General features: G+C 74.3%; 20 protein-coding genes. 10 read left to right on the top strand and 10 right to left on the bottom strand.

From position 1 onward, the window contains the following. Positions 1-51 precede the first annotated feature (51 nt). Entirely contained in the window at positions 52-2,175 is a 2,124-nt protein-coding gene (locus ACZ6O5_RS22845; protein WP_465979863.1) for an MMPL family transporter, read from the bottom strand. Positions 2,176-2,317: 142 nt separating this feature from the next. On the opposite strand from ACZ6O5_RS22845, the gene ACZ6O5_RS22840 reads away from it, so the two are divergent. Beyond that, positions 2,318-3,631: a sensor histidine kinase gene (locus tag ACZ6O5_RS22840; RefSeq protein WP_465979862.1), complete on the top strand. Its 1,314-nt coding sequence runs from the start codon at positions 2,318-2,320 to the stop codon at positions 3,629-3,631. After that, complete coding sequence (locus ACZ6O5_RS22835) at positions 3,583-4,251, top strand: response regulator (RefSeq protein WP_465979861.1); 669 nt, start codon at positions 3,583-3,585, stop codon at positions 4,249-4,251. The genes ACZ6O5_RS22840 and ACZ6O5_RS22835 overlap by 49 nt, the downstream gene beginning before the upstream one ends. Before the next feature lie 320 nt (positions 4,252-4,571). Here the strand turns inward: ACZ6O5_RS22835 and ACZ6O5_RS22830 are convergent, their stop codons facing one another. From ACZ6O5_RS22830 to ACZ6O5_RS22810, 5 genes are all read right to left on the bottom strand, one after another. Next, on the bottom strand, positions 4,572-6,245 hold the full coding sequence (locus ACZ6O5_RS22830; protein WP_465979905.1) for a putative bifunctional diguanylate cyclase/phosphodiesterase: 1,674 nt from the start codon (positions 6,243-6,245) through the stop codon (positions 4,572-4,574). Positions 6,246-6,339: 94 nt separating this feature from the next. Then, positions 6,340-7,152, bottom strand: a complete 813-nt coding sequence (locus tag ACZ6O5_RS22825) for an SAM-dependent methyltransferase (protein WP_465979860.1) — start codon at positions 7,150-7,152, stop codon at positions 6,340-6,342. Positions 7,153-7,349: 197 nt separating this feature from the next. After that, on the bottom strand, positions 7,350-8,018 hold the full coding sequence (locus ACZ6O5_RS22820) for a response regulator transcription factor (protein WP_007072219.1): 669 nt from the start codon (positions 8,016-8,018) through the stop codon (positions 7,350-7,352). A gap of 7 nt (positions 8,019-8,025) precedes the next feature. Continuing rightward, positions 8,026-9,720: a sensor histidine kinase gene (locus tag ACZ6O5_RS22815; RefSeq protein WP_465979859.1), complete on the bottom strand. Its 1,695-nt coding sequence runs from the start codon at positions 9,718-9,720 to the stop codon at positions 8,026-8,028. 14 nt (positions 9,721-9,734) lie between these two features. Further along, positions 9,735-11,534 carry an AMP-dependent synthetase/ligase gene (locus tag ACZ6O5_RS22810; RefSeq protein ID WP_465979858.1) on the bottom strand — a complete coding sequence of 600 codons (1,800 nt, stop codon included), beginning with the start codon at positions 11,532-11,534 and terminating at the stop codon, positions 9,735-9,737. A gap of 98 nt (positions 11,535-11,632) precedes the next feature. Between ACZ6O5_RS22810 and ACZ6O5_RS22805 the strand changes: the two genes are divergently transcribed. From ACZ6O5_RS22805 to ACZ6O5_RS22780, 6 genes are all read left to right on the top strand, one after another. After that, positions 11,633-12,088, top strand: coding sequence for an SRPBCC family protein (locus ACZ6O5_RS22805; RefSeq protein ID WP_107159917.1), 456 nt, complete (start codon positions 11,633-11,635; stop codon positions 12,086-12,088). A gap of 41 nt (positions 12,089-12,129) precedes the next feature. After that, positions 12,130-12,837, top strand: a complete 708-nt coding sequence (locus ACZ6O5_RS22800) for a hypothetical protein (protein ID WP_465979857.1) — start codon at positions 12,130-12,132, stop codon at positions 12,835-12,837. A 73-nt stretch (positions 12,838-12,910) separates the two neighbouring features. Next, complete coding sequence (locus ACZ6O5_RS22795; RefSeq protein ID WP_396771349.1) at positions 12,911-13,858, top strand: ROK family glucokinase; 948 nt, start codon at positions 12,911-12,913, stop codon at positions 13,856-13,858. A 1-nt stretch (position 13,859) separates the two neighbouring features. Then, positions 13,860-14,555 carry an endonuclease/exonuclease/phosphatase family protein gene (locus ACZ6O5_RS22790; RefSeq protein WP_465979856.1) on the top strand — a complete coding sequence of 232 codons (696 nt, stop codon included), beginning with the start codon at positions 13,860-13,862 and terminating at the stop codon, positions 14,553-14,555. A gap of 483 nt (positions 14,556-15,038) precedes the next feature. Continuing rightward, positions 15,039-16,445 carry a flavin-containing monooxygenase gene (locus tag ACZ6O5_RS22785; protein ID WP_465979855.1) on the top strand — a complete coding sequence of 469 codons (1,407 nt, stop codon included), beginning with the start codon at positions 15,039-15,041 and terminating at the stop codon, positions 16,443-16,445. Beyond that, positions 16,442-17,266, top strand: a complete 825-nt coding sequence (locus tag ACZ6O5_RS22780; RefSeq protein ID WP_465979854.1) for an alpha/beta hydrolase — start codon at positions 16,442-16,444, stop codon at positions 17,264-17,266. Before ACZ6O5_RS22785 ends, ACZ6O5_RS22780 begins: the two co-directional genes overlap by 4 nt. Positions 17,267-17,281: 15 nt before the next feature. Here the strand turns inward: ACZ6O5_RS22780 and ACZ6O5_RS22775 are convergent, their stop codons facing one another. Beyond that, entirely contained in the window at positions 17,282-18,700 is a 1,419-nt protein-coding gene (locus tag ACZ6O5_RS22775) for an alpha,alpha-trehalose-phosphate synthase (UDP-forming) (RefSeq protein ID WP_465979853.1), read from the bottom strand. 172 nt (positions 18,701-18,872) lie between these two features. Then, positions 18,873-19,706: a DUF308 domain-containing protein gene (locus tag ACZ6O5_RS22770; protein WP_465979852.1), complete on the bottom strand. Its 834-nt coding sequence runs from the start codon at positions 19,704-19,706 to the stop codon at positions 18,873-18,875. A 151-nt stretch (positions 19,707-19,857) separates the two neighbouring features. Between ACZ6O5_RS22770 and ACZ6O5_RS22765 the strand changes: the two genes are divergently transcribed. Beyond that, positions 19,858-20,550 carry a lysophospholipid acyltransferase family protein gene (locus ACZ6O5_RS22765; RefSeq protein ID WP_465979851.1) on the top strand — a complete coding sequence of 231 codons (693 nt, stop codon included), beginning with the start codon at positions 19,858-19,860 and terminating at the stop codon, positions 20,548-20,550. 3 nt (positions 20,551-20,553) lie between these two features. Here ACZ6O5_RS22765 and ACZ6O5_RS22760 read toward each other — a convergent pair whose 3' ends face one another. Then, complete coding sequence (locus ACZ6O5_RS22760; RefSeq protein WP_465979904.1) at positions 20,554-24,021, bottom strand: ATP-binding protein; 3,468 nt, start codon at positions 24,019-24,021, stop codon at positions 20,554-20,556. A gap of 211 nt (positions 24,022-24,232) precedes the next feature. Here ACZ6O5_RS22760 and ACZ6O5_RS22755 point away from each other — a divergent pair, with 211 nt between their 5' ends. Beyond that, entirely contained in the window at positions 24,233-24,406 is a 174-nt protein-coding gene (locus ACZ6O5_RS22755) for a hypothetical protein (protein ID WP_281936683.1), read from the top strand. A 133-nt stretch (positions 24,407-24,539) separates the two neighbouring features. Here the strand turns inward: ACZ6O5_RS22755 and ACZ6O5_RS22750 are convergent, their stop codons facing one another. Beyond that, the gene (locus ACZ6O5_RS22750; protein WP_091059444.1) at positions 24,540-25,232 is read right to left on the bottom strand and encodes a Crp/Fnr family transcriptional regulator; all 693 of its coding nucleotides are present in this window, start codon (positions 25,230-25,232) and stop codon (positions 24,540-24,542) included. Positions 25,233-25,339: the final 107 nt, after the last annotated feature.

Genomic DNA, 25,339 nt, shown 5'->3' with positions numbered 1-25,339 from the left:
CGAGGTCGTGGCACTCCGGGCGGACGGCGCGGGCTCGTCGGCGGCGACGTGTCAGGCGGGGGCCGCTTCTCTCCTCGCCACGGTGGGCGGGGCCTCCTCCTGACGCTCGGCCGTGCGACGCGACGGCCGTCCCGGCCACCAGACACGCACGCCCAGATCCAGGGTCAGCGCCGGAATCAGCAGGCTGCGAACCAGGAGCGTGTCGAGCAGGATCCCGACCGCCACGATCACCCCCATCTGCACCGACGGCACCAGCGGCAGCACCAGCAGGGCGCCGAAGGTGGCCGCCAGCACCACCCCGGCGCTGGTGATCACGCCGCCGGTGACAGTGAGCGCCCGCAGCGTCCCGGGCCGGTGCCCGATCGACGCGGTCTCCTCCCGGGCCCGGGTCATCAGGAAGATCGTGTAGTCCACGCCGAGGGCGACCAGGAACAGGAACGCCTGCAACGGCACGCCGACGAACAGCCGCGGGTGCCCCAACGCGTCGAGCAGCAGCCCGGCGGCGCCCATCGCCGCCGCGTACGACAGCACCACGCTCGCCATCAGCAGCAGCGGCGCGACGAGCGCGCGCAGCAGGAGCATCAGGATCACCAGGACCACGGCGAGCACCAGCGGGATGACCACCCGGTTGTCCCGGTCCACCGTGCGTCGCTCGTCGAGCAGCGTCGCGGTGCGCCCGCCGACGAGCGCCTGCGACCCGGGCACCGCGTGCACGGCGGTGCGCAGCCGGCCCACCGTGTCCCGGGCCGCGGCGCTGTCCGGGGCGGCGGCGAGCACCGCGGTGACGCGTACCCAACGACCGTCGGCGGACCGCTGCGGACCGCCCACCTCCGCGACGCCCGGCACCGCGCGGACCGCACCCGTGACCAGGTCGGCCGTGCCGGCGGCGGCCAGCACCTCGACCGGCGCGACCGACCCGCCCGGATAGTGGGCGGCGACCAGCCGCTGACCGGCGACCGAGCCGACCTCGGTGGTGAACGACTCGTCGTCGGGCAGGCCCAGGGTGAGATTGCCGATCCCGAGGGTCAACGCGACCAGGGCGACGGCGGTGCCCACCCAGACCGGGCGCGGCCGGCGACCGACCAGGCCGGCGATCCGCTGCCACACCCCGTGGTCGGCGCCGAGGTCGCGCTCGTCCGCGCCGGGCGTGTGGCGCGGCACGAACGGCCAGAACAGCCACCGCCCGCACACCACGAGCACCGCCGGCAGCAGCGTGGTCATCGCCAGCAACGCGGCCACGATGCCGACCGCGCCGACCGGTCCGAGGCCGCGGGTGGCGGGCAGGTCCGCCGCGACGAGGCAGAGCAGCCCGAGCGCGACAGTCGCCGCGGAGGCGCAGACCGCGCCGTACGACCGGCGCAGCGCCACCGCCATCGCGGCGTGCCGGTCGGCGTGCCGGCGCAGCTCCTCGCGGTAGCGGGCGATGAGCAGCAGGGCGTAGTCCACGCCGACGCCGAAGACCAGCACGGTGAGGATGGTCTGGCTCTGGAAGTCCACCGCCAGGCCGGCGTGCCGGGCCAGCAGGTAGACGGTGGCGCCGGCGAGCTGGTTGGCGACGCCGACCGCGAGCAGCGGCACCAGCCACAGCACCGGGCTGCGGTAGGTGACGAGCAGGAGCAGGGCGACGGTGACGGCGGTGGCCAGCAGCAACGCGCCGTCCATCCCGTCGAACGCGTCCCAGACGTCGCTCTCGGCGACCGCGTCGCCGGTCAGCGCGGTCCGCAGGCCGGGCGCCGCGTCGGCGAGCCGGTCCTTCATGGCGCGTACCGCGTCGGCGCGTCGCTCCTCGTCGAGGGTGACCGGGAGCGAGAACAGCAGCGCCCGGCCGTCCGCGCTCGGCGCCGGCGCGGAGACCGCGCCGCCGTCGGCGTACCCGGCGAAGGCCGTCCGGTCGGCGTCGACCCGGGCCCGGTCGGCGGCGGTGAGGCCGGTGTCGCGGACGTACACGGCGACGGCCAACTGCCGGCGGGACTCGGGGAAGGCGGCTTCGGCCCGCTGTGCGGCGCGGCTGCTCTCGACGCCGGGCGGCAACGCGCCGAGTGTCGAGTTGTCCTGCGTCTCGCCCAGCTTCAGCGCGAGCGGCCCGGCGACCGCGAGCAGCGCCAGCCAGAGGACGAGGACGGCGTACTTGCCGCGGCGGCCGGCGGGCAGCCGGGCCGTTCGGTGCGGGGACATCAGGGTTCCTCTCACTCGTCGCCCGGCGCGGACCGCGGGCCCTGACCCGATCCTTCGGGCCGGCGGCCCGCCGGTCAGGGGTGCCGCCCCGACTCCACGGGTGGTGCCAGCACCACCGGCGGGCCGGCGGTGATACCGGAGAATGGAACTCGTGGACGCATCGGTACGGGTACTGCTCCGGACCCGGCTGCGGCCCGCCGCGGTGACCGCCGCCCAGGGGCTGCTGACCGCGCTGCTTTCGTTGACCACGCACGTGGCCCTGTTCGTGCTGTCGCTTGTCGCGCTGCTGCTGATCCCGGCGTTCGGCGTCGGCTTCGCCCTCTTCCCGGTGGTCACCGGCGCGGTCCGGATCTGCGCCGGGCTGCACCGCCGGCTGGCCCGGTGGAGCGGCGTCGAGATGCCCCCGCCCTACCTGCCCGCGCCGGCCGGTGCCCAGTTCGGCACCTGGCGGCGGTTCCGGTGGGTGGTGGGCGACCCGGCGACCTGGCGGGATCTGGCCTGGCTGCTGCCCGGCGCGGTCACCGGCGCGGTGTGCCTGGCCGCGTTCGTCCTCCCGCTGTACGGGCTGGAGGGGTTGATCGGCGTGCCGCTGGTGCTGCGTGCCGTCGGCGTCTGGTACGGCTACGGCCCGTTCTGGCCGCTCGACAACCTCGTCGAGGCGGTGCTCTGCGTCCCGTTGGGCGGGCTGCTGCTGGCCGCCGGGGTGGCCGCCGGGCGCTGGCTGGTCTGGCTGCACGTGACGTTCGCCGGGTTCTTCCTGACCCCGACCCGCGGCGCCGCGCTGGCGCTGCGGGTGCGTCAGCTCACCGTCACCCGGGCCGAGGCGGTGGACGCGCAGGCCGCCGAGCTGCGCCGGATCGAACGGGACCTGCACGACGGGGCGCAGGCCCGGCTGGTCGCGCTGAGCATGAGCATCGGGCTGGCCGAGCAACTGGTCCGTGACGACCCGGAGGCGGTCCGCCGGCTGCTCGCCGAGGCCCGGGAGGCCAGCGGCCAGGCCCTGGCCGAACTGCGCGGGCTGGTTCGGGGCATCCACCCGCCGGTGCTCGCCGAGCGCGGCCTGCCCGGCGCGGTACGGGCGCTGGCGCTGGCCGTGCCGCTGCCGGTGGAGGTCACCGTCGACCTGCCCGGCCGGGCCGCCGCCCCGGTCGAGTCGGCCGTCTACTTCGCGGTCGCCGAGGCGCTGGCCAACGTGGGCAAGCACAGCGGGGCGACCCGGGCCTGGGTGGAGCTGCGGCACGCCGACGGGCGGCTGACCGCCGTGGTCGGTGACGACGGCCGGGGCGGGGCGGCGCCGGCGGCCGGCGGCGGTCTGGCCGGGACCGGACGCCGGCTGGCCGCGTTCGATGGGACGATGGCAGTGACCAGTCCGGCCGGTGGACCCACCGTCATCAGCATGGAGCTGCCGTGCGCGTTGTCATCGCCGAGGATCTCGCCCTCCTCCGAGACGGGCTGACCAGGATCCTGGAGGCGTTCGGCTGCCAGGTGGTGGCGGCCGTCGACAACGGACCGTCAGTGCTGCCCGCGCTGGCCGCGCACCGGCCGGACGTCGCGGTGATCGACGTACGGCTGCCGCCGACGTTCACCGACGAGGGGTTGCAGGCGGCCGTGCGGGCCCGCGCCGAGCTGCCCGGGCTGCCGGTGCTCGTGCTGTCCCAGCACGTCGAGCAGCTCTACGCTCGTGAGCTGCTCGCCGACCGGCGCGGCGGCGTCGGCTACCTGCTCAAGGACCGGGTGTCGCACGTGGACCAGTTCGTCGACGCGGTGCGCCGCGTCGCCGCCGGCGGCACCGTGATGGACCCGGAGGTGGTGGCCCAGTTGCTGGCCCGCCGCGACGGCGCCGGGCCGCTCGCCGAGCTGACCGCGCGGGAACGCGAGGTGCTCGGCCTGATGGCCGAGGGCCGGTCGAACGCCGCGGTGGCGGCCCCGCTGTTCGTCACCGAGAAGGCCGTCGACAAGCACATCAACAGCATCTTCAGCAAGCTGCGGATGCCGCCGTCCGGTGACGACAACCGGCGGGTGCTGGCCGTGCTGGCCTATCTGGACGGGGCGGACACCCGCCGCCAGGCAGGCTGACCGCGTGCGGCGACCGGGTGTGGTACGTGAATCAGACGTCCGCTCAGCCCTCGGATTCGGGGCTGGCTCGCTGCCACAGCCAGACGCCCACCAGTACGCAGGCGGCTCCAGCCACCGCGACGCCAAACTTTGCCGCACCGGGGACGTCGTCCAGGAAGGGAAGGGCGCGGGAGGCTGCCAGCGCCAGGAACGCGACGACGAAGAGAACGAGGGCGAGAACGCGCTGACCGTTTATGGGTGCCTCCGGGGTCGGGAAACGCTCGGCACAGTGTTAAGCGGGGCCCCCTCCTATACCTGAAGCGTTAAGAAGGGGCCCCTCCTTACGCCGCGGGCGCGCGGGTGAGGTGTTGCAGCGCCGAGCCGGGGCGGCCGAAGTGCCAGCCCTGACCGGCGTCGCAGCCGATGGCGCGCAACCGGTCCGCCTGGCCGGCCGTCTCCACCCCCTCGGCGGTGACCGTGAGGTCCAGGGCGTGCGCCAGCGAGACCAGCGAGGCGAGGATCCGCTCGTCGGTACGGCCGCCCGGATCGCCGGCCGGCGCGCGCAACCCGGTCACGAACTCGCCGGCCACCTTCAACTCGGTCACCGGCAGGTCCCGCAGGTACGCGAGATTGCAGTAGCCGGTGCCGAAGTCGTCGATGGCCACCCGGACGCCGAGATCGCCGAGCACCCGCAGGGCCCGGACCGGCTCGACCACGGTGCTCATCATGGTGCTCTCGGTGACCTCCAGTTGCAGCCGTTCCGGGGGCAGGCCGGTACGGCCGAGCACGCCCCGCACCTCGGGCACCAGGTCGGCCCGGTGCAACTGACGTACGGCCAGGTTGACGCTGACGAACGGCGCGTCGCCACCCGCCGCCGACCAGGTGCCCGCCTCGCGGCACGCCTCGGCCAGCACCCAGCTGCCGAGCTGCACGATCAGGCCGGTCTCCTCGGCCAGCGGGATGAAGCTGTCCGGCCGGAGCACCCCCAGTTCCGGGTGGCGCCAGCGCACCAGCGCCTCCATGCCCAGCACCCGGCCGTCACGCAGCGACGTCAGCGGCTGGTAGTCGAGGTAGAACTCGCCCCGGTCCAGCGCGGCCGGGATCGCCGCGGAGAGCGCGTAGCGGGCCAGCTCGCGGCGGTTACGGTCGGCGTCGAACAACGACCAGCGGGCCCCGCCGGCGGCCTTGGCCCAGTGCAGCGTGCTGTCCGCGGCGCGCATCAGCTCCATCGGCGAGGTGCCGGCCACCGGCCGCTCCACGATGCCGATGCTCGCCGACACCGTCAGCTCGTGCCCGTCGACGAGCGCGGGCTCGCGTACCGCCTCCAGCGCCGCCTCGGCGACCTTGACCACGTCGTCGGTGCCCGCGGTGCGCTCCACCAGGATCACGAACTCGTCGCCGCCCAGGCGGGCCACCAGGTGCTCGCCGAGCGTCCGGCGCAGCCGCTGCGCCACCGCCACCAGCAGCGAGTCGCCGACCTGGTGACCGAGGGAGTCGTTGACCACCTTGAACCGGTCCAGGTCGAGGAAGCAGACCCCGATCCGGTCCGCGCCCCGGCCGGGCGCGACGATCGCGGCGGTCAGCCGCTCGGTGAACAGCGTGCGGTTCGGCAGGTCGGTCAGCGGGTCGTGGGTGGCCTGGTGCCGGAAGCGGGCCTCGCTGTCCCGCAGCGCCCGTTCGGCCTGGGCGCGCGCCATCATGGCGGCCCGCCGGATGGACTCCTGCTCGTCCAGCGTGCGGTCGCGCAGCGCCCGGGCGTACCCGGTGGCGACGGTGGCGAGCAGCCGGGACATCCGGTCCTCGACGTCGGCGACGTCCAGGTCGAGGTCGCGGACCAGCCGGAGCTGGATCACCTCGACGGTGCGGCCCAGGCCCTCGGCGGAGGCGATGTGCGACTGCACCAGCTCCGCGCCCACCTGCTGGCCGATCCGCAGGTCGAACGGGTCGGCGCGCATCGCCTGCGCGAGCCGCTCGGTGAGCCGTTGCAGCATCTCCTCCAGTTGCGCCTGGGTCATCGGCAGGTAGCTGGTCCCGGAGACCGCCTTGGCCCAGGCCCGGGCGAAGACGCCGGGGCGGCAGCGGCCGGCGGCGGTCACGGTGGCCACGTCGTCAGGCACCGAGCCGCCCGACCCCGCCCATGAAGACCGCCCGTTCGGCGTGTTCCGCCTGGTCGGGGGCGTCCGGTCGCCACTGCGGCACCCACACCACGCCCGGGTCGACCAGCTCGAACCCGGCGAACAGCGCGGTCAGCTCGGCCCGACCGCGGATGAAGAGTTGGCTGTCGGTGCGCCGGTAGACCCGTTCCGCCTCGGCCCGCTCGCCGGTGCCGTCCCGGCCGTCGTCGCTGGCCTGGGAGAGCACCAGGTGGCTGCCGGGCGCCAGCGCCGCGCGCAGCGTCCGCAGGATCTCCTCCGGGCGGTCGGAGTCCGGGATGAAGTGCAGCACCGCCACGATCATCACCGCGACCGGCTCGGTGAAGTCGATCAACCGGGTGACGTCCGGGTGGCGCAGGATCGCCACCGGGTCGCGCAGGTCCTCCCGGACCACGGCGGCCCGCTCGTTGCCGGCCAGGATCTCCTGGCTGTGCGCGACCGCCACCGGGTCCACGTCGACGTAGACCACCCGGGAGTCGGGGTCGATGCCCTGGGCGATCTCGTGCACGTTGCCCACGGTCGGGATGCCGGAGCCGATGTCCAGGAACTGCCGCACCCCGGTCTCGGCCAGGTAGTGCACCGCCCGGCGGAGGAAGGCGCGGTTGGCCTGGGCCATCAGCGGGGCCTCCGGCACCGCCTCGACCATCGCCCGCGCGGCGACCCGGTCGGCCGCGAAGTTGTGCGAACCGCCCAGGTAGTAGTCGTACATGCGGGCCACGCTCGGGCGCTCGATGTCGATGGTGTCGGGTGCCCAGTCCGGCCGCTGCATGTCCCTGCCCCTTGGGTGTCGGCGACGCGCGGCGTCACCGCCGCGCGGATCACCCGGGTATTCTGCCCGGCCGCTGACGCGGTGCAAAGACCACCGCCGTTCCGCGTCCGGCCGTTCACCGTACGCGGTCGGCTCGTGCCCGAAATGCCGGAGAGGCCCGCGTCCGGCGTGCGGACGGGGCCTCTCCGGCGGTGCCGTCAGAACTTCGGCGCGTCGGGGGCCTCCAGCAGCCCCAGCCGCAGCGCGGTCATCAGCGCCTGGGCCCGGTTGGCCGCGCCCAGCTTCTCGTAGAGCTTGGAGATGTGGGTCTTGGCGGTCGACTCGCTGACGAAGAGCTGCTTGGCGATGCCGGCGACGCTCATGCCGTCGGCGAGCAGCCGCAGCACCTGCCCCTCGCGGGGGGAGAGCTGCGGGCCGGACGGGGCCAGCCGGCGCTTCATCGCCTCGGCCAGGTCGGCCGCGGTGAACGCGCTGGGGGAGGAGGCGGCGTGCCGGGCCGCGGCCACCACCTCGTCGGCCGGGGCGGTCTTCGGGACGAACGCGCTCGCCCCCGCCTCCAGCGCGCCGAAGAGCTGGTCGTCGCCGGCGTACATGGTCAGTACGACGATGCCCATCGAGGCGCTGGACTTGCGCAGCGCGCGGGTGGCCTCCAGACCGCTGCCGTCGGGCAGTCGCAAATCCATGATCACCACGTCGGGCTGGAGCGCGCCGGCCTGGCGCACGCCCTCCGCGGCCGTGGCGGCCTCACCCACGACCTCGAACTGCCGGTCCCGCTCGAAGGCGTGCCGCAGACCCTTGCGGATCAGGTCGTGATCGTCGACAAGGAGGACCTTGGTCCGGGTGGCCGGTGTCGGGCTAGTGGTCATCCTCGGGTTACTCCCCTTCTGCTGCTGCGGCGCTGCCGCGCACCTTATCGCGCCGGGGCGACGAGCCGAGTACCACCGCCACGGTTGTGCCGCTGGGTTGCCGCGGCCTGATCTCCAACCGGCCTCGGATACGTTCCGCCCTCTCCGCCATGATCGCAAGACCATAGTGCCCCTCGGGCCGCTGGTCACCGATGCCGTGACCGTCATCCGACACTTCGATCCGGGCGTACGGGGGATCCACCTCACAGGTGACCCAGAGGTTCGACGCGCCGGCGTGCTTGCGCGCGTTGGTCACCGCCTCCTGGGCGATGCGCAGCAACTCGGCCTCGGTGGCGGCCGGCAGCCGGGCGGTGGACTCGTCCAGGGACAGGTTCACCCGCAGTCCGCCGGAGGCGCCGACGGTGCGGGCGTACTCGGCGATCGCCGCCGCCAGGCCACCGTGCCGGTCCACCTCGCTGCGCAGCTCGAACAGGCTCAACCGCAGCTCCTGGATCACCCGGGTGACCTCGTGCCGCAGCGTACGCAGCGCCTCGGCGGTCTCCTTCGGGTCCTCGTCGACGTACGCCAGCGCGTTGTCGATGCCGTACCCGACCATCACCAGCTCCTGGGCGACCCCGTCGTGGATCTCCCGGGCCAGCCGCTGCCGCTCCTCGTTGGTGGCCAGCGAGCGCACCTCGTCGAAGAGCAGCGCGGCCTCCAGCCGCAGCGCCGCCGGGCCGGTCAGCGCGGTCACCCGGGACACCACCGGCGGCGGGTACGCGGCGCCGGTGTCCGCCTCGATCACCACCAGGCCGACCGTGCGTACGCCGGCGACCAGCGGCACGATCAGCGCGGACACCTCACCGGAGTGCCGGGACCGGGCCTGCGAGCGGGCCGAGACCGTCGGCTGCTGGCTGGCCCAGGCGTCGGCGATGGCCGAGTCGGCGTCGAGCGTGGTCTCCCAGTCGACCCGGTCCGCGCCGATCTGGGCGAGCACCACCAGCCGGCCGCCGCCGCTGGCGGAGAGCACCGCGCCCCGGTCGGTCTTCGCCACCACCCGCAGCTCCTCCAGCAGGTGCTCGGAGATGCCGCCCGGGTCCAGGGTGGCGCCGGGGAGCTGCCGGGCCACCGTCCGGAGCTGGGTCAACAGCCGGGTGGCCTCGGCGTACGGCTGGGGTTTGCCCTCGCCGCGGACCCGCATCACCCGCTGGAGCGTGCCGGCGGTGTAGAGGCCGAGGCCGGCCAGGATCAGCCACTGCGCGCAGACCGCGAGGTAACCGAGCTGGCCGAGCTGCGGCTCGCCGCCGACCTCGGTGAACGCGGCGCTGACCAGCAGCGTCGCCGCGGTGACCGCGAGCAGCGCGGCGCCCTCGGAGAACCGGCGGCGCAGCGCGGTCACGGTGACCGGCACGGCCAGGTACGGCAGCACCGCCGACGCGCCCAGCCCGTCGGTGACGCCGGTGAGGTGGGCGCCGGCGGCGACCTGGCTGGCGGCCAGCCCGAGCACCACCACCTCGGCGAAGCGGCTGATCGGGGTGAGCAGCCGGTGCTGCGGGGCCAGGACGGCGGGTAGCCCGGCGATGCCGAGCAGGGCGATCCACCAGAGTTCGGTGGCGTCGCGGGTGGCGAACAGGGTCAGGGCGGCGACCAGCGCGAGGAGAACCGCGCGGGCCGCGACCGCGAGGAGCTGCGTCTGCGGCTGTCCGGATGTGGAGGCGGGCACCTGACGGATCGTAGTCAGCGCCGGTAGATCTCCGCGATCTCCGTGGCGTACGTCTTGTGGACGACCTGCCGCTTGACCTTCAGCGAGGGGGTCAGCTCTCCGGTCGCCTCGGTGAAGTCCTGGGGCAGGATCCGGAACACCTTGATCGCCTCGGCCTTGGAGACGGACTGGTTGGCCTGGTCGACCGCGCCCTGCACCTCGGCCCGCAGCGCCTCGTCGTCGCGCAGCTCGGCGGCGCTCGTGGTCTCCGGGCGCCCGTGCCCGGCCAGCCACTTCGGCAGCGCCTCCTCGTCGATGGTGACAAGCGCCGCGATGAACGGCTGCCGGTCGCCGACCACCACGCACTGGCTGATCAACGGGTGCGCCCGGACCTGGTCCTCCAGCACCGCCGGGGCGACGTTCTTGCCGCCGGCGGTCACGATGATCTCCTTCTTCCGGCCGGTGATGCTGAGGTAGCCGTCCGCGTCGAGCTGGCCCAGGTCGCCGGTGCGGAACCAGCCGTCGGTGGTGAGCGCCTCGGCGGTGGCCGCCTCGTTGTGCCAGTACCCCTGGAAGACGATGTCGCCGGAGATCAGGATCTCGCCGTCGTCGTCGATCCGGACGGTGACGCCGGGCAGCGGGCGGCCGACCGTGCCGATCCGGGTGCCGGTGGGCAGGTTCGCGGCGGCGGCCGGCGACGTCTCGGTGAGGCCGTACCCCTCGCAGACGGTCACCCCGACGCCCCGGAAGAAGTGCCCGAGCCGGGCGCCGAGCGGTGCGCCGCCGGAGATCGCGTCGCGGCACCGGCCGCCCAGCGCCGCCCGCAGCTTGCCGTAGACCAGCCGGTCGAAGAGCGCGTGCTGGGCGCGCAGCGCCAGGCCCGGGCCGCCCGGCGTCTCCAGCGCCTCGCTCCAGGCGATGGCGACCTTCTCCGCGCGGTCGAAGATCTTGCCCTTGCCGTCCGCCTCGGCCTTCTGCCGCGCGCCGTTGTAGACCTTCTCGAAGACCCGGGGTACGGAGAGCACGAACGTCGGCTTGAACTCCTGGAGCGCGCCCACCAGGTCGCTGGTGTCCGCGCAGTGCGACATGGTGGCGCGGGCCTGCACCACGCCGACCTGGATCAGCCGGGCGAACGCGTGTGCCAGCGGCAGGAAGAGCAGGGTGGAGGCGCCCTGGCGGAACAGGTTCGGCAGCACCGGCACCGCGTTGGCGATGTCGGCGTAGATGTTGCGGTGGGTCAGCACGCAGCCCTTCGGCCGGCCGGTGGTGCCGCTGGTGTAGATGATCGTGGCGAGGTCGTCGGCCCGGAGCGTCGAGCGGCGCACCTCGACCTCGGCCGGGTCCACCGAGGCGCCGGCGGTGACCAGCTCGTGCACCGCGTCCAGTTCGATCTGCCAGACCTCGCGCAGGTCGGGCAGCCGGTCCCGGACGCCGGCGACGAGCGTCGCGTGCGCGGTGCTCTCCACCACCACTGCCACCGCGCCCGAGTCGCCGAGGATCCAGGCGGCCTGCTCGGCGCTGGAGGTCTCGTAGATCGGCACGGTGACCGCGCCGGCCGCCCAGATGGCGTAGTCGAGCAGGGTCCACTCGTAGCGGGTGCGGCTCATCAGCCCGACCCGGTCGCCGGGGGACACGCCCGCCGCGATCAGGCCCCGGGCCACCGCGACCACCTCGTCGCGGAACTGCCGGCAGGTCACCTCGACCGGCCCCGCGTCGCCGGCCGGCCGGACGAACTGCACGGTGTCCGGGGCGACCTCGGCGTTTTCCCAGACCGGGTCGGTCAGGTTGGCCGCGTCGCCGACGGTGACGATCGGCGGGACGGAGAACTCGCGCACCTGCACTCCCTCGTGCTCGCACCGGCGCCGGGCCGGCCTGGTCGGCTCTGTCGAAACCTACCCGCCCGCCCGGGTGAGGAGCCGGGTAGCCTCCCCCCATGGCGGACTCCTCCACCCAGTCGATCATCGTCGGCGCGTCACCGGAGCAGGTGGCGGCCGTCATCTGTGACTTCCCCCGTTACCCGGAGTGGACCGAGTCGGTGCGCCGGGCCGAGGTGATCGAGGAGTACGAGGACGGCTACGCCAGCCAGGTCCGGTTCACGCTGGACGCGGGCGTGCTGGCCGACGAGTACGTGCTGGCGTACGAGTACGCCGAGGACATCTCCCGGATCGAGTGGCACCTGGTCGCGCCGTCGACGATGCAGCGGTCCCAGCGCGGGTCGTACGACCTGGTCGGCAACCCGGACGGGACGACCACGGTGACCTACACGCTGGAGGTGGAGCTGTCCGTGGCGATGCTCGGCATGTTCCGCCGCAAGGCCGAAAAAATGATCATGGATACGGCGTTGAAGCAGCTCAAGCGCCGGGTAGAAGCACCCGGTGCGGCCAACTGATCCGATCGCCGTCCCGGTCGTCACGCTGGAGGAGCCGAACCATGGGCACCACTGATCCGGGTTCGGCCCGGGAAGAGGCCGAGCGCCTCGTCGTCACGCTGCTGGCCACCGCGCGGATGGCCGCCGCCTCGTCCGGCGCCGGGGGCCGCGGCCCGCTCGGTGGGATCCTCTCGGGTGTCCTCGGTCACATCCCGACCGGCACCGGCGCCGGTTTCGCCACCGGCTCGCCGGAATGCTGCGTCTGCCCGGTCTGCCGGGGGATCGCGGCGTTGCGGGACCCGAGTCCGGAATTCGCCGAGCGGCTCGCCACCGGCGCCGCTGACCTGGCGGCCGGTGTGGCCAGCCTGCTGCGGGCGTTCGCCCCGGCGGAACCGGCCGGTCCGGGGACACCGGCCGACCCGCCGGCACCGGCGGCGTCGACCGGCCCCGGCGGCCCCGCGCCGACCGGGTCGGGAGATCACGTGTGGCGCGAGGCGACCCGTACCGGGCATGATTCTCAGCCGGCACCCGAGCAGGACGTGTGGTCCGCCGCCACCCGGGGGGAGGGCGCGGCCGATCCGGGTGCTTCCGACGGCTCGGGGTCGCGGCGTGGCGGCAGGCACGCCGAGCCGGAGCCGCCGCAGCCGCCCGTCGACGCCGCCGGGCCGGCGGGGCCGGCGCCGAGCCGGCCGCCGGCCGGCCGGCCCACGGTGCCCGCCTCGCGGGCGCCCGGCGAGGCGGGCGCGGACGCACCAGGCGACGGGGCCTGACCACCGGACATCCCGGATCGCACGGCCGGTTCGGCCGGCGCCCGGGGCAGCACAGCAGAGGGGAGTGGCAGCGGTGACGCTGACCATCGGAGTCGACGTCGGTGGCACGAAGGTGGCCGGCGGTGTCGTGGACGACACCGGCGCGGTACTCGTGCAGACGCGACGGGACACCCCCGCCGACGACGTGGCCAAGACCCGGGACGTCATCATCGAGGTGGTCACGGAGCTGACCGCCGGCCGGACCGTCGAGGCGGTCGGCATCGGCGCGGCCGGCTGGATCGACGCCACCCGCTCCACCGTGCTCTTCGCGCCCAACCTGGCCTGGCGGGACGAGCCGCTGCGCGAGTACGTCAGCAACGCCACCGGGCTGCCGGTGATCGTGGAGAACGACGGGAACGTGGCCGCCTGGGCGGAGTTCCGCTACGGCGCGGCCCGGGACGCCGACGACTCGATGGTCATGTTCACCATCGGCACCGGCGTCGGCGGCGGCATCGTGCTCGGCGGCGAGCTGGTCCGCGGCGCCAACGGCATCGCCGCCGAGCTGGGGCACATGCTCACCGTGCCGGACGGCCACCAGTGCGGCTGCGGCCGGCTCGGCTGCATCGAGCAGTACGCCAGCGGCAGCGCGCTGGTCCGCTTCGCCCGCGCCGCCGCCCGGCAGGAGCCGCACCGGGCCACCGCGTTGCTGAAGCTGGCCGACGGCGAGGCGGAGGCGATCACCGGTCCGATGGTGACCGCCGCGGCCAAGGACGGCGACCCGGTCTCCACCGAGGCGTTCGCCCAGGTCGGGCGCTGGCTCGGCACCAGCCTCGCGGACATGGCGCAGATCCTGGACCCGCAGGTGCTGGTGGTCGGCGGCGGCGTGATCGACGCCGGCGACCTGCTGCTCGGCCCGACCCGGCGGTCGTTCACCGACGCGCTGGCCCAGCGCAGCCGCCTGCCCGTCGCCGAGGTGCGCCCGGCCGAGCTGGGCAACACCGCCGGCGTGATCGGCGCCGCCGACCTGGCCCGGAGGATCTGACGTGTCGGGTGTGCCGTTGCGGGTGCTGTCCTACAACGTCCACAGCCAGCGTGACGACACCGCCGCGCTGGCCGAGGTGGTCCGCGAGGCCGCGCCGGACGTGGTGATCGTCCAGGAGGGGCCGCGCCGGTTCCGGTGGCGGCAGAAGTGCGCCACGCTTGCCGACTCGTTCGGCCTGGTGGTCGCCGCCGGCGGCCTGCCGTCGCTTGGCAACCTGCTGCTGACCAGCCTCCGGGTACGGGTCACCGAGACCCGGTGCACGCGCTACCCGCTGACGCCGGGCCGGCACCTGCGCGGGGCCGCGTACGCGCGGTGCCGGGTGGGCGGCGTCGACTTCCTGCTGGCCGGCTCGCACCTGTCCACCGACCCGGCGGAGCGGCCGGCCCAGGCGGCGGCGTTCAAGCGGGAGCTGGCCGCGTCCCCGCTGCCGGTGGTGGCCGGCGCCGACCTCAACGAGGGGCCGGACGGACCGGCCTGGCGGACCGTGGCCGAGGGGCTGACCGACACCGCGGTCGCCGCCGACCGGGCCGACCGACACACGTTCTCCTGCGCCGATCCCCGGCGCCGCATCGACGCGCTCTTCGTCGACCCGCGGATCACCGTGGTCGACTACGACGTGGTGGACACGCCGCGCACCCGCCTCGCCAGCGACCACTTCCCGGTCCTGGTCGACCTGCTGCTGCCCGCCGCCGGCTGACCGCCGCGGCGGCCGGACCGGCGGTCCGGGGCGAAATCCGGCCGGTGGCCCGCTCCGGTCCGACCGTGGCTCGGGCCGGCGGACGGGGCTCGGAGCGGGTGCGTTGGTGGTCGCGACCCGGCCGTGACGGAACGTGAGGTGTCGGCGGTCGGGGTAGCCGACCTGTCGGCGCCTTTGCTCTGCAGCCGCATAAGCACCGGCTACCCATGGTGATCGACGGGAAGCGGCCCGTTGTCGCGGCCCTTCGGTACCTGACCAGCTCACGCCAGTGCTGCGTCCGTAGCTGCAGAGCAAAGGCGTCGGACCGACAGGACCGCCGCGCCACGCGGCGCTCACCGTGCGTGAAGAGGTGGGCGGTCACCCAGTGTCAGGCGGTCCGCCCGGGTGAGCCGTGCCGGCTTCCGGGCGGCTGGACAACGGCGGGCATTCTCGGCAGGATTTCGCACCGACCCGGCACGCGTGCCGCACAAAGGAGATTTCCCGGTGTCCTCCTCCACCGATCTCGGCCGCCCCGAACCGGACCCCACGGCCGTCCCGAGCCGGGACGACCGCCCGGTCTCCGACCGGGGCGACACGGTCTGCGTCATCGGCGCCGGCGCCAGCGGGCTGACCGCCGTCAAGAACCTCCGCGAGGCCGGCTTCGGCGTGGACTGCTACGAGCGGGAGACCGGCGTCGGCGGGGCGTGGAACTGGCGGCACGACCGCAGCCCGGTCTACGGCAGCACACACCTCATCTCCTCCCGCCCGTTCACCCAGTTCCCGGACTTCCCGATGCCGGACGACTGGCCGGACTACCCGCACCACAGCCAACTGCTGTCCTACTTCGAGCGCTACGCCGACCACTTCGACCTGCGCCAGCACGTCTGGTTCGGCACCGAGGTGATCCGGGTCGAGCCGGTCGAGGGGGACCGCTGGGACGTGACCACCCGCAGCACCGGCGGCTACGGCCCGGAGCGCACCTCCCGCTACGCCGCCGTGGTGCTGGCCAACGGCCACAACTGGTCGCCCAAACTGCCCCGGTACGAGGGGCTGGCGGAGTTCCGGGGCGAGGTCATGCACGCCTCGTCCTACAAGGACCCGGCCCAGTTGCGCGGCAAGCGGGTGCTGGTGGTCGGCGCCGGCAACACTGGCTGTGACATCGCGGTCGAGGCGGCCCAGCAGGCGTCCCACTGCTGGCACTCCACCCGGCGCGGCTACTGGTACGCCCCCAAGTACGTCCTCGGCCGCCCGGCCGACCAGGTCAACGACACGTTGCTGGCGCTGCGGGTGCCGCTGCGGGTGCGGCAGTGGCTCTACCACTGGACACTGCGGCTGACCGTCGGCGACCTGACCCGGTTCGGCCTGCCGAAGCCCGACCACCGGGTGTACGAGACGCACCCGATCGCCAACAGCCAACTCGTGTACTACGTCGGGCACGGCGAGATCACCCCGGTGCCGGACGTGACCCGCTTCCACGACCGCACGGTGGAGCTGAGCGACGGCCGGCGGATCGACCCGGAACTGGTCGTCTTCGCCACCGGCTATCTGCCGCGTTTCGAGTTCCTGCACGGCCGGGTGCTCGGCGACGAGGACGGCTCCGGCCGGCCCCGCCTGTGGCTGAACGCGTTCACCGCCGGTCATCCCACGCTGGCCGTGGTCGGCCTGGTGCAGCCGGACTCCGGCATCTTCACCATCTCGCACTGGCAGAGCGTGCTCTTCGCCCGGCTGCTCACGCTGCGCATCGCCCGGCCGGAGCGGGTCGCCGCGTTCGACCGCCGGGTCCGCGCCGGCCTCGGCGAGCGGTACTCGGCGAAGGTCAAGGACAGCACCCGGCACTGGTTCGAGGTCGGGCACGCCGACTACCTGCGCGCGTTGCAGCGTGCCCTGCACGAGCTGGAGGACGACAAATGACCAGCGAGCGGGTGCGGGTGGTCCGGGCCTGGGAGTGGGCCCGGCCGGAGCGGCCGGTACGCCGCGAGGTGCTGGCCGCGCTGCCCGAGCAGGAGGAGGCCAAGCCACCGCTGCTGTTCGTGCCCGGCTTCGGCCACGGCGCGTGGGCGTTCGCCGAACACTGGCTGGGCCACGCCGCCGGTCGCGGCTTCCCGGCGTACGCGCTGAGCCTGCGCGGGCACGGCGACAGCGAGCCGGCGCCGGACGCGACGCTGCGCGCGTACACCCATGACGTGACGCAGGTGGCGGCGAGCCTGCCGCGGCAGGCGGTGCTGGTGGGGCACGGCGCCGGCGCCCGGGTGGTGGCGCATGCGATGTCCCGCTACCCGGCGCGGGCCGCGGTGCTGGTGGCGCCGGTGCTCGGCGGCTGGGGGACGTTCGGCGCGGCGCTGCGGCGCAACCCGGCCGGCACGGTGCCGGCGGTCTTCGGCGCCGGGCTGCGGCTCAACCGGCGGCAACTGTTCAGCCGGGAACTGCCCGACGCCGTCGCGCGCCGGCACGTGGCCCGGCTCGGTCGGGCCGGCCGTCGCGCGCAGTGGCAACTGCTCACCGGCCGGCAGCCGGAGCCGGCGGTGGGCCGGCCGCCGGTGCTGGTGCTCGGCAGCCCCGACGACCGGGTGCTGCCGGCGACGGCGCTCACCCGGGCGGCCCGCCGGTACGCCTCGGCTCCGCTGCTCTTCCCCGGCATGGGTCACGACCTGATGCTCGACGCCCGCTGGCGGGAGCCGATCGACGCGATCCTGGACTGGCTGGACAAGGACCCGGCGCCCACCCCGGGCTGAGCGCCGGGCGCCGGGTCACCGCAGGGTGGCCCGGCGGCCGACAAGCGACCCGCTCTCCTCCAGCGCGCTCAGGTAGGACGCCGCCCAGGCGTGGATGTCGTTGTGGGCCAGGTGTTCCCGCATCGCACGCATCCGGGTCGCGACGTCCTCCGGGCCGGCCCGCAGCGCGGCGAGCAGCCCCTGCTTGAGCCCGTCCAGGTCGTGCGGGTTCACCAGGTACGCCTGTTCCAGCTCGGCGGCCGCGCCGGCGAACTCGCTGAGCAGCAGCGCGCCGGTGCCGTCCACCCGGGCCGCCACGTACTCCTTCGCCACCAGGTTCATCCCGTCGCGCAGCGGCGTCACCGCCATCACGTCCGCGACCCGGTAGAGCGCCACCAGCTCGGCCCGGTCGAAGGGCTGGGTGAGGTAGTGGATCGCCGGCTCGCCGACCCGGCCGAACTCGCCGTTGATCCGCCCCACCTGGTGCTCCACCCGGTCGCGCAGGATCTGGTACTGCGCGACCCGGTCCCGGCTGGGCACCGCCACCTGCACCAGCACGGTGTCCCGTACCTTGACGTCGCCGCTGGCCAGCAGTTCCCGGTACGCCTTGAGGCGCTGTTCGATGCCCTTGGTGTAGTCCATCCGGTCGACGCTGAGGATCACCTGCTCGGGCTGGCCGAGATCCTGCCGGAGCCGACGGGCCCGCTCGGCCACCTCGGGTCGGGCGGCGAGCGCGGACATCTCGGCGGTGTCGATGGCGACCGGGAACGCGCCGATGCGCACCACCCGGTCGTCGACGCCGATCCGCCGGTCGCTCGCGGACAGGCCGAGCACCTTGGCGGCGAGCTGGGCGAAGTTGTGCGCGGCCTGGGCCCGCTGGAAGCCGATCAGGTCGGCGCCGAGCATCCCGCGCAGCAGTTCGGCCCGGCGGGGGAGCTGCATGAACAGCTCCGGCGGGGGGAACGGCACGTGCAGGAAGAAGCCGATCCGCAGGTCCGGGCGGAGCGCGCGGAGCATCCCGGGCACCAGTTGCAGGTGGTAGTCCTGCACCCAGACCAGCCCGCTCGGCTCGGCCACCTCGGCGGCGGCCTCGGCGAACCGCTGGTTGACCCGCTGGTACGCCTCCCACCAGCGGCGGTGGTACTCCGGTTGCTCGACCGCGTCGTGGTAGAGCGGCCAGAGGGTGGCGTTGGCGAAGCCCTCGTAGTGGTCGCGGAAGTCCTCGGCGCTCAGCGGGACGCTGCGCATCCGGACACCGTCCACGTCGGGCAGGGCGGGTGCCGGGCCGGTGCCGCCGGCCCAACCCACCCAGGTCGCGGGCGTGTGTCGGAGCAGGGGGTGCAGGGCGCTCACCAGTCCGCCAGGGCTGCGGCGCCACTCGAAGGCGCCGTCCGGCGCCACACTGTCGTCGATGGGGAGGCGGTTGGCCACCACCACGAGGGGGCTCTGTCGCATCTCGGGCAATCCGCTCAGCAGGGGTACCGGCCACCCGGGGAAAGCGCAAACCGGACAGCCGGTGCGGGACGTGACGTTCAGCGGTATTCCTACTGACCGTAAGTTACACCCCTGTTACCGGATCGCCGCGGGGCGTACCGCGTCCCGCGATCCGGGCAACCGCCGTGGCGGCTCAGACGACCGCGCCGTCGTCCGGGTCGTGGTCGTCCCGGTCGCCGGGGCGCAGCCGCCAGATCAGCATCACGAAACCGGCCAGGATGCCGGTGAAGCCGAGCACGGTCACCACCGACGGGTCGACGAGCGACATCACGGTCGGCGAGAGGAAGAACAGGAACCCGACCACGATGCAGAGCACGCCCAGCGCCGCGTACTTCGAGAAGCGCGGCAACGGCGGCGGCGGGGGCGGGGTGTAGTGCTCCTCCTCCGCGTCCTCCGGCAGGTCGGCGCCGAACGTGTCCAGCCCGTCCAGCAGGGACGGCTCGTCGTGCCGACCGCGGCTCACCGAGACGCCTGACACGTCCGCGGCGAAGGGCAGGCGGCGCACGTCCGTGGCGGTCGGCCCGGCCGGCTCCTCGGCGCGGCCGGCGGCAGCGCCGCCCGGCGCGGCCGGGTCCTCGACGTCCTCGGCGGCCGGCCAGGGGTGGCTGCCGGCGGCCGGCGCGGTGTGGAAACCCGCCACGATCTTGGCCCACTCGGCCTCGATGTCGGGCTCGTCGGCACGGGACGACCCGGCCCCCTCGTCGGCGAGTTGGGTGAGGTAGTCCCGGGCGGTGGTGAGGTGGGACCGGTCGACGTAGAGCCGGTCGACCGGTCGGGCCGGCACCGTGGTGGTGCGGGTCACCGGGTTGAGGTCGGCGGAGGGCTGGAGGTAGGCGGCGATGCCGCCGGCGGCCAGCACGTCGAGCAGGTGCTCACCGACGCGCGGATCCACGTCGCCCGCGACCGCGTACTCGGCCGCGTCGAGCCCGTTGTCCCGCCGCCCTCGACGGGCCCCGCCCCCTGACACCGGCCACCCCCTTCGCCACGGCCTGACGTCGTGCCCTGAATCCTGACACGTCGGAGGCCGGTTCCGGGAGTGCGTTGTGGCGCGGCGTACGTGGTTCGTACCCTCTTTCCGCACGATCCCGCGTGTCGCCACCTCTCCCGGAAGGACCCCGGTGCTGTACTGGCTGCTGAAGTACATCATCCTCGGCCCGTTGCTGCGGTTGGTCTTCCGCCCGCAGGTCGAGGGGCTGGAGCACGTGCCGGCCACCGGCCCGGTGATCCTGGCCAGCAATCACCTCTCGTTCTCCGACTCGATCTTCACGCCGTTGATCGTCAAGCGAAAAGTCACCTTCATCGCGAAAGCCGAATACTTCACCGGCAAGGGCCTGAAGGGGTGGCTGACCAAGATGTTCTTCGTCGGCTCCGGCACCATCCCGGTCGACCGCTCCGGCGGCCAGGCCGCCCGGGCGGCCCTCGACACCCAGCTCCGGGTGCTGCGCGCCGGGGGCATCGCCGGCATCTACCCGGAGGGCACCCGATCCCCGGACGGCCGGCTCTACCGGGGCAAGACCGGGGTGGCCCGGCTCGCGCTGGCCAGCGGCGCCCCGGTGGTCCCGATGGCCATGCTCAACTCCGACGCCATCCAACCCACCGGCCAGATCGTGCCCAACCTGGGTCGGGTCCGGATCCGCTTCGGCCCGCCGCTGGACTTCTCCCGCTACGCCGGCCTGGCCGGCGACCGGTTCGTCGAGCGGGCGGTCACCGACGAGATCATGTACGAGTTGATGGAGCTGTCCGGTCGCGAGTACGTCGACACGTACGCGCAGAAGGCGAAGCGCCCGCACCGGCAGCCGGTCCCCGCCTGACGCTCAACCCGCCCCGGCGACCCGGAGCAGGCCGGCGGCGGCGTGCCGGTCCGCGAACCCGCGTACCCGGGCCAGCGTCGCCGCCGCGGCCGGCGGATCCGCCTCGGTCAGCGGTCCCACCGCCAGCGCGGAGGCGATCACCTGGTCGGTGACGTCGGTCATCGCCGCGTAGTCCGCCGCCGCGCTGGTGAACAGCCGGCCCGCCCGGGCGGCGTCCCCGTCGCGCCGGGCCAGCGCCGCGTCGGCGGACCGCCCGGCCGCACGCGCCCAGCGGGTGGCGCGCGGGGCGCGGGCCAGCAGGTCGCGCACCAGCACCGCCGCGTCGCCGCCGAGCAGGCCGGCGACGTGACCGACCGCCGGCACCCACTCGGCGAACGGGATCATCCGGGTCCGCCGCCAGTCCTCGTCCAACTCGGCGAGCAGCGCCAGCGCCTCGTCCCGCCGACCCTGCACCGCCCGGCAGAGCGCGGCGTGCGCCACGGTGGACCGCAGCACCCGGTGGAAGCCGCTGCGCCGGGCCGCGACCAGCGCCTGGTCCACCAGGTCCGGGGTGGCGTCGCCGGCGTCGGGGTCGTCGCCGAGCGCCCTGATCCAGCCGGAGACCGCCACGATGTGCAGGTCCCACTCGTCGGTCGGCCGCCGCGTGGACCCCTCGGCCATCCGCAGCGCCGCGGTCCAGTCGCCGCGGTAGTACGAGCGGGCCCACTGGTCGCTGAAGCTGACCGTCAGGCCGTGCTCGTCGGCGAGGTCGAGCGAGCGCTGCTCGTCGACCAGGCGGGAGGAACCGGCCAGGTCCCCCTCCTCCTGCAACGCCCAGGCCAGGTTGTGCACCGCGCGGCGGCGGCTGGTGAGCCGCTCCACCCGGCACTCCTCGGTGACCTCGGCCAGCTCGGCGTACGCCTCCTCGGCGCCGGCCTGGTAGCGGACGACCGCCAGTGTGATCCGGGCGTTGGCCCGCGCCTCCCGCAGCTCCAGCCGTTCGGCCAGCTCGGCGGCGCTGCGCGCGGCGGCGCAGGCCGGCTCCGTCTCCGCGTCGAGCATGTGCGCCCGGGCCAGCTCCAGCAGCGCGCCGACCTTGTCCTCGCTGTCCGGCAGCTCGGCGTGCAGCCGGATCGCCCGGTCCAGGCAGCGCCGCATCTCCGACCGGTCGGCGCGGGCCCAGGCGGCCGTGGACAGCAGCCGCCACGCCTTCGCCGCGCCGGGCAGGTCGCCGGCGTCGGCCAGCCGCCCGGCCAGGCCGGTGAGGAGTTCCGCGCCGCCGTCGACCAGGAAGCCGTCGCGGTCGGTGTAGAACGCCAGCTCGGCCTGGAACAGCTCAAGCGCCGGGTCCGGCCCGCACTCGACACTCAGCGCGCGCCCGACAAGCGTGGCCGCGGTCTCCAGCGCGTGCAGCTCGTACGCCCGGCGGGCGGCCCGGTGCAGCGCGGACCGGGTGGCGACGGCGTACGGCGCCTGGTCCAGCCCCACCGTCCGGGCGATCTCGTGGGCCGCCCACCGATGGTTGGCCAGCACCTCGGCCAGGTCGTGCTGCCGGCCGTCGGCGAGCTGTTCCAGCCAGTCGGCGGCGCGTTGGTGCCGGACGACCCGCTCCGCCCGGGGCAGTCGCTGGTAGCAGACGTCCCGGACCAGCACGTGCCGGAAGCGGTACTCCGACTGGTCGGGCATGGTCGAGACCGGCAGTTCGAAGACCAGGTCGCGGCGCTGGAGGCGGTGCAGCGCCCGCTCCACCCACTCCGTCGGCCGGCCCAGGGCCAGCGCCACCGGGGCCGCCCAGAACTGCACCCCGACCACCGAGGCGGCCTGGAGCACCGCGCGGTCCGCCGGGTCGAGCAGGTCCAGCCGGTTGGCGATGACCGCCTGGACGGTACGTGGCATCCCGGCGCCCGCGGCCGGATCGAGCCGCCCGATGCCGGCCGAGCGCTCGACCAGCCCGCCGTCGAGCAGCATCCGGGCGTACTCCTGGGCGTAGAGCGGGTTGCCGTCGGCGAACTCGATCAACGGCGCGCGGGCCTCGCTGGGCAGCGTGGCCTGGCCGAGCAGCAGCGAGTAGAGCGTGTCGATGTCCCCGTCGTGCATCGGCGGCACCGAGATGGACATCGCGCCGCTGATCGTCCCGGTCCAGGCCGGGTGCCGCTCGCGCAGCTCCGGGCGGGCGGTCGCGACGACCAGCAGCGGCACGTTGCGGGCCGCCGCGCCGAGCTGCTCGACGAAGGAGAGCATCGCCTCGTCCGCCCAGTGCATGTCCTCGAAGACGAGCACGGTGGGGCCGGTCGCGGCCAGCGCCAGCAGGAAGCGCCGCCACGCCGCCTCGGTCTCGGCCGAGGTCAGCCGCTCGCCGGAGACGCCGACGAGCGGGCCGAGCGCCTCGGCGAGCCGGACCGCGTGCGGGTCGGCGAGCCGGCCCAGGCGCTCGCGCAGGCGCTCCCGGGTGCCGGCCTGGTCGTCGGCGCCGGTCAGCCCGGCCCAGCTTCGGACGATGTCGGCGAGCGCGGCGTAGGTGACGTTCTCGCCGAACGGCGGGCACTGGCCGGTCAGCCAGGTGACCCGCGCGCCGGGCAGGTTCGCCGCGTGCCGGGCCAGCTCGCGCAGCAGCCGGCTCTTGCCCACCCCGGCCGGGCCGAACACGGTCAGCAGTTGGGAGGTGCGCTCGGTGACGGTGCGGTGCAGCGCGCTGACCAGCAACCCCCGCTCATGGTCCCGGTCGACCATCGGGGTCAGCTCGGCGCCCTGCCCGTCACGCCGGGGCCGGGCCCGCACCGCCAGCCAGATCCGGCTCACCGCCGACCGGCCGCGCAACGTCACCGGGGGCTGGTCGGCGTACTCCATCTCGCGTCGGGTGGCGGACCAGGTGCTCTCGTCGACCACCACGCCGCCGGTCGGGGCCAGCGCCTGCAACCGGCTCGCGGTGTTGACCACGTCGCCGGTGACGAAGGCCTGCCCGCCGTCGCGCGCCGCGGCCAGGTCGACAAGGGCCTCGCCGGTGGCGACGCCGACCCGGAAACCGAGCGGCGGGTGCGGGCCGGCCGGCTGCTTGGCCAGGCTCCGTTGCAGCTCCAGACCGGCGCGTACGCAGCGCAGCGCGTCGTTGTCGGTCGCCACCGGCGCCCCGAACAGCGCCATCACCGCGTCGCCGATGTACTTCTCCACCACGCCGCCGTACTGGTGCACCAGCCGGCGCACCGTGGCGAAGTAGACCTGTTGCAGGCCGCGGGCCTGTTCCGGGTCGGCCCGCTCGGCGTAGGTGGTGAAGTCGACGATGTCGATGAAGAGCACGCTGACCTGCCGGCGGTCCTCCTGCACCGCGACCGCGTGGTCGCGCAACGGCTGGCCGCAGCTGGTGCAGAAGTTGGCGCCGACGTCGTTGGCGTGCCCGCAGCCCGGACAGGCCGCCGCGAGCGGCCGGCCGCACCCGCCGCAGAAGCGGTCGTCCGGCCCGGCGGTCCGGGCGCAGTGTCCACAGGTGAGGTCGATGTCCGGCTCCGTACGCGTGAGGTCCCCATTGTCCCGCGCGGTCGGCCAGTCGGGTACCCGACGGGTCGGCGGGACGTCGCCGCTGTTCGGCCGGGTCTAGTCTCCCCTAGCAGGAAGTCCCGTCGACAGGGAGAGTGCCGTGCACGTCCGGCTTTCCGCCTCATGGACCGATCCACGGGGGACGGTGTGGGCCTCGGGCGACACGGTCGACGTGGACGCCGTCACACTCGCCGAACTGGAGGAAAAAGGCATGGTGGAGCAGCCCACGGGCACCGGATCGACCGAGACCACGACGACCACCACGACCACGCCGCCGAAGAAGACCGACCCGTCGAAGATCGGGCCCGGCCCGAGCGCGCCTCCGGCGGACACCAAGGACGACTGACGCGGCACGACGGTGCCATCGGGTGGGGTCCGGCGGGGTGACCGCCGGGCCCCGCCGTCGTCCGGCGGGCCCGTTCGTCGTCCGGCTGCCAGCTCGTCGCCCGGCCGTCGTCCTGCTGCCGGCCCTGGTCGGGCTAGCGGTCGCTCATGCCGGCGCGGCGGCGCAGCGCGGCCACGTCGGTGACCACGATCCGGCGCCCCTCGGTGCGCAGCCAGCCGCGGCTGGCGAACGAGCCGATGGCCTGGTTGACGCTCTGCCGCGAGCCGCCGGCCATCTCGGCGAGCTGGCTCTGGTTCAGCTCGATCGTGATCATCGGGGCCTGGCTCTCGCCGGCCAGCCGGACCAGCGTCTTGGCCACCCGGCCGGGCAGGTCGAGGAAGACGTGGTCGGCGTTCTGCTCGGTGAGCCGGCGGATGAGCTGGCCGAGCGAGCGCATCACCGCGTCCAGGATGCGCGGGTTGGAGTGCACCAGCTCCATGAAGGCGGGCCGGGACAGCGCCAGCGCGGCGCAGTCCTCGATCGCCTCCGCCGAGGCCGACCGGGTCGAGGCGTCCAGCAGGGAGACCTCCCCGAGCACGTCCGGGGGTCGGATCACCGACAGTACGGCGCGCTCGCCGGTGGGCGCGGTGCGGAACACCGCCACCGCGCCGCGACGCAGCACGATCAGCGACTCGCCGGGGTCGTTCTCGACGAAGAGGAGCTGGCCCTTGCGGTACGTGCGCGGCACGGCCGCGGCGATGACCCGCTGCCGCACCTCCGGCTCCAGCCCGGCGAACATCTCCACGCCCGTGAGCGCGTCACCCGGCTCCGGCAGGCGAGACTCCACGGCTCAACCCCTCCCCGGTCAGAAGTCACCAGCTCGCACACCGGGTGAAGCGGTCAGTCCCGGTACGAGGCAGTTCAACCGGTTCGGCGCCCGACGGCGGTACACAT

The sequence above is a fragment of the Micromonospora sp. NPDC049201 genome (genome assembly GCF_055586805.1).
The sequence above is the reverse complement of the archived record's forward strand: the minus strand, read 5'-3'. Positions and strand labels throughout refer to the sequence as shown.

Coding starts and splice junctions, on each gene's coding strand:
- ACZ6O5_RS22845 (WP_465979863.1), bottom strand. CDS start 2,175: ATGTCCCCGCACCGAACGGCCCGGCTGCCCGCCGGCCGCCGCGGCAAG.
- ACZ6O5_RS22840 (WP_465979862.1), top strand. CDS start 2,318: ATGGAACTCGTGGACGCATCGGTACGGGTACTGCTCCGGACCCGGCTG.
- ACZ6O5_RS22830 (WP_465979905.1), bottom strand. CDS start 6,245: ATGACCCAGGCGCAACTGGAGGAGATGCTGCAACGGCTCACCGAGCGG.
- ACZ6O5_RS22825 (WP_465979860.1), bottom strand. CDS start 7,152: ATGCAGCGGCCGGACTGGGCACCCGACACCATCGACATCGAGCGCCCG.
- ACZ6O5_RS22820 (WP_007072219.1), bottom strand. CDS start 8,018: ATGACCACTAGCCCGACACCGGCCACCCGGACCAAGGTCCTCCTTGTC.
- ACZ6O5_RS22805 (WP_107159917.1), top strand. CDS start 11,633: ATGGCGGACTCCTCCACCCAGTCGATCATCGTCGGCGCGTCACCGGAG.
- ACZ6O5_RS22800 (WP_465979857.1), top strand. CDS start 12,130: ATGGGCACCACTGATCCGGGTTCGGCCCGGGAAGAGGCCGAGCGCCTC.
- ACZ6O5_RS22780 (WP_465979854.1), top strand. CDS start 16,442: ATGACCAGCGAGCGGGTGCGGGTGGTCCGGGCCTGGGAGTGGGCCCGG.
- ACZ6O5_RS22775 (WP_465979853.1), bottom strand. CDS start 18,700: ATGCGACAGAGCCCCCTCGTGGTGGTGGCCAACCGCCTCCCCATCGAC.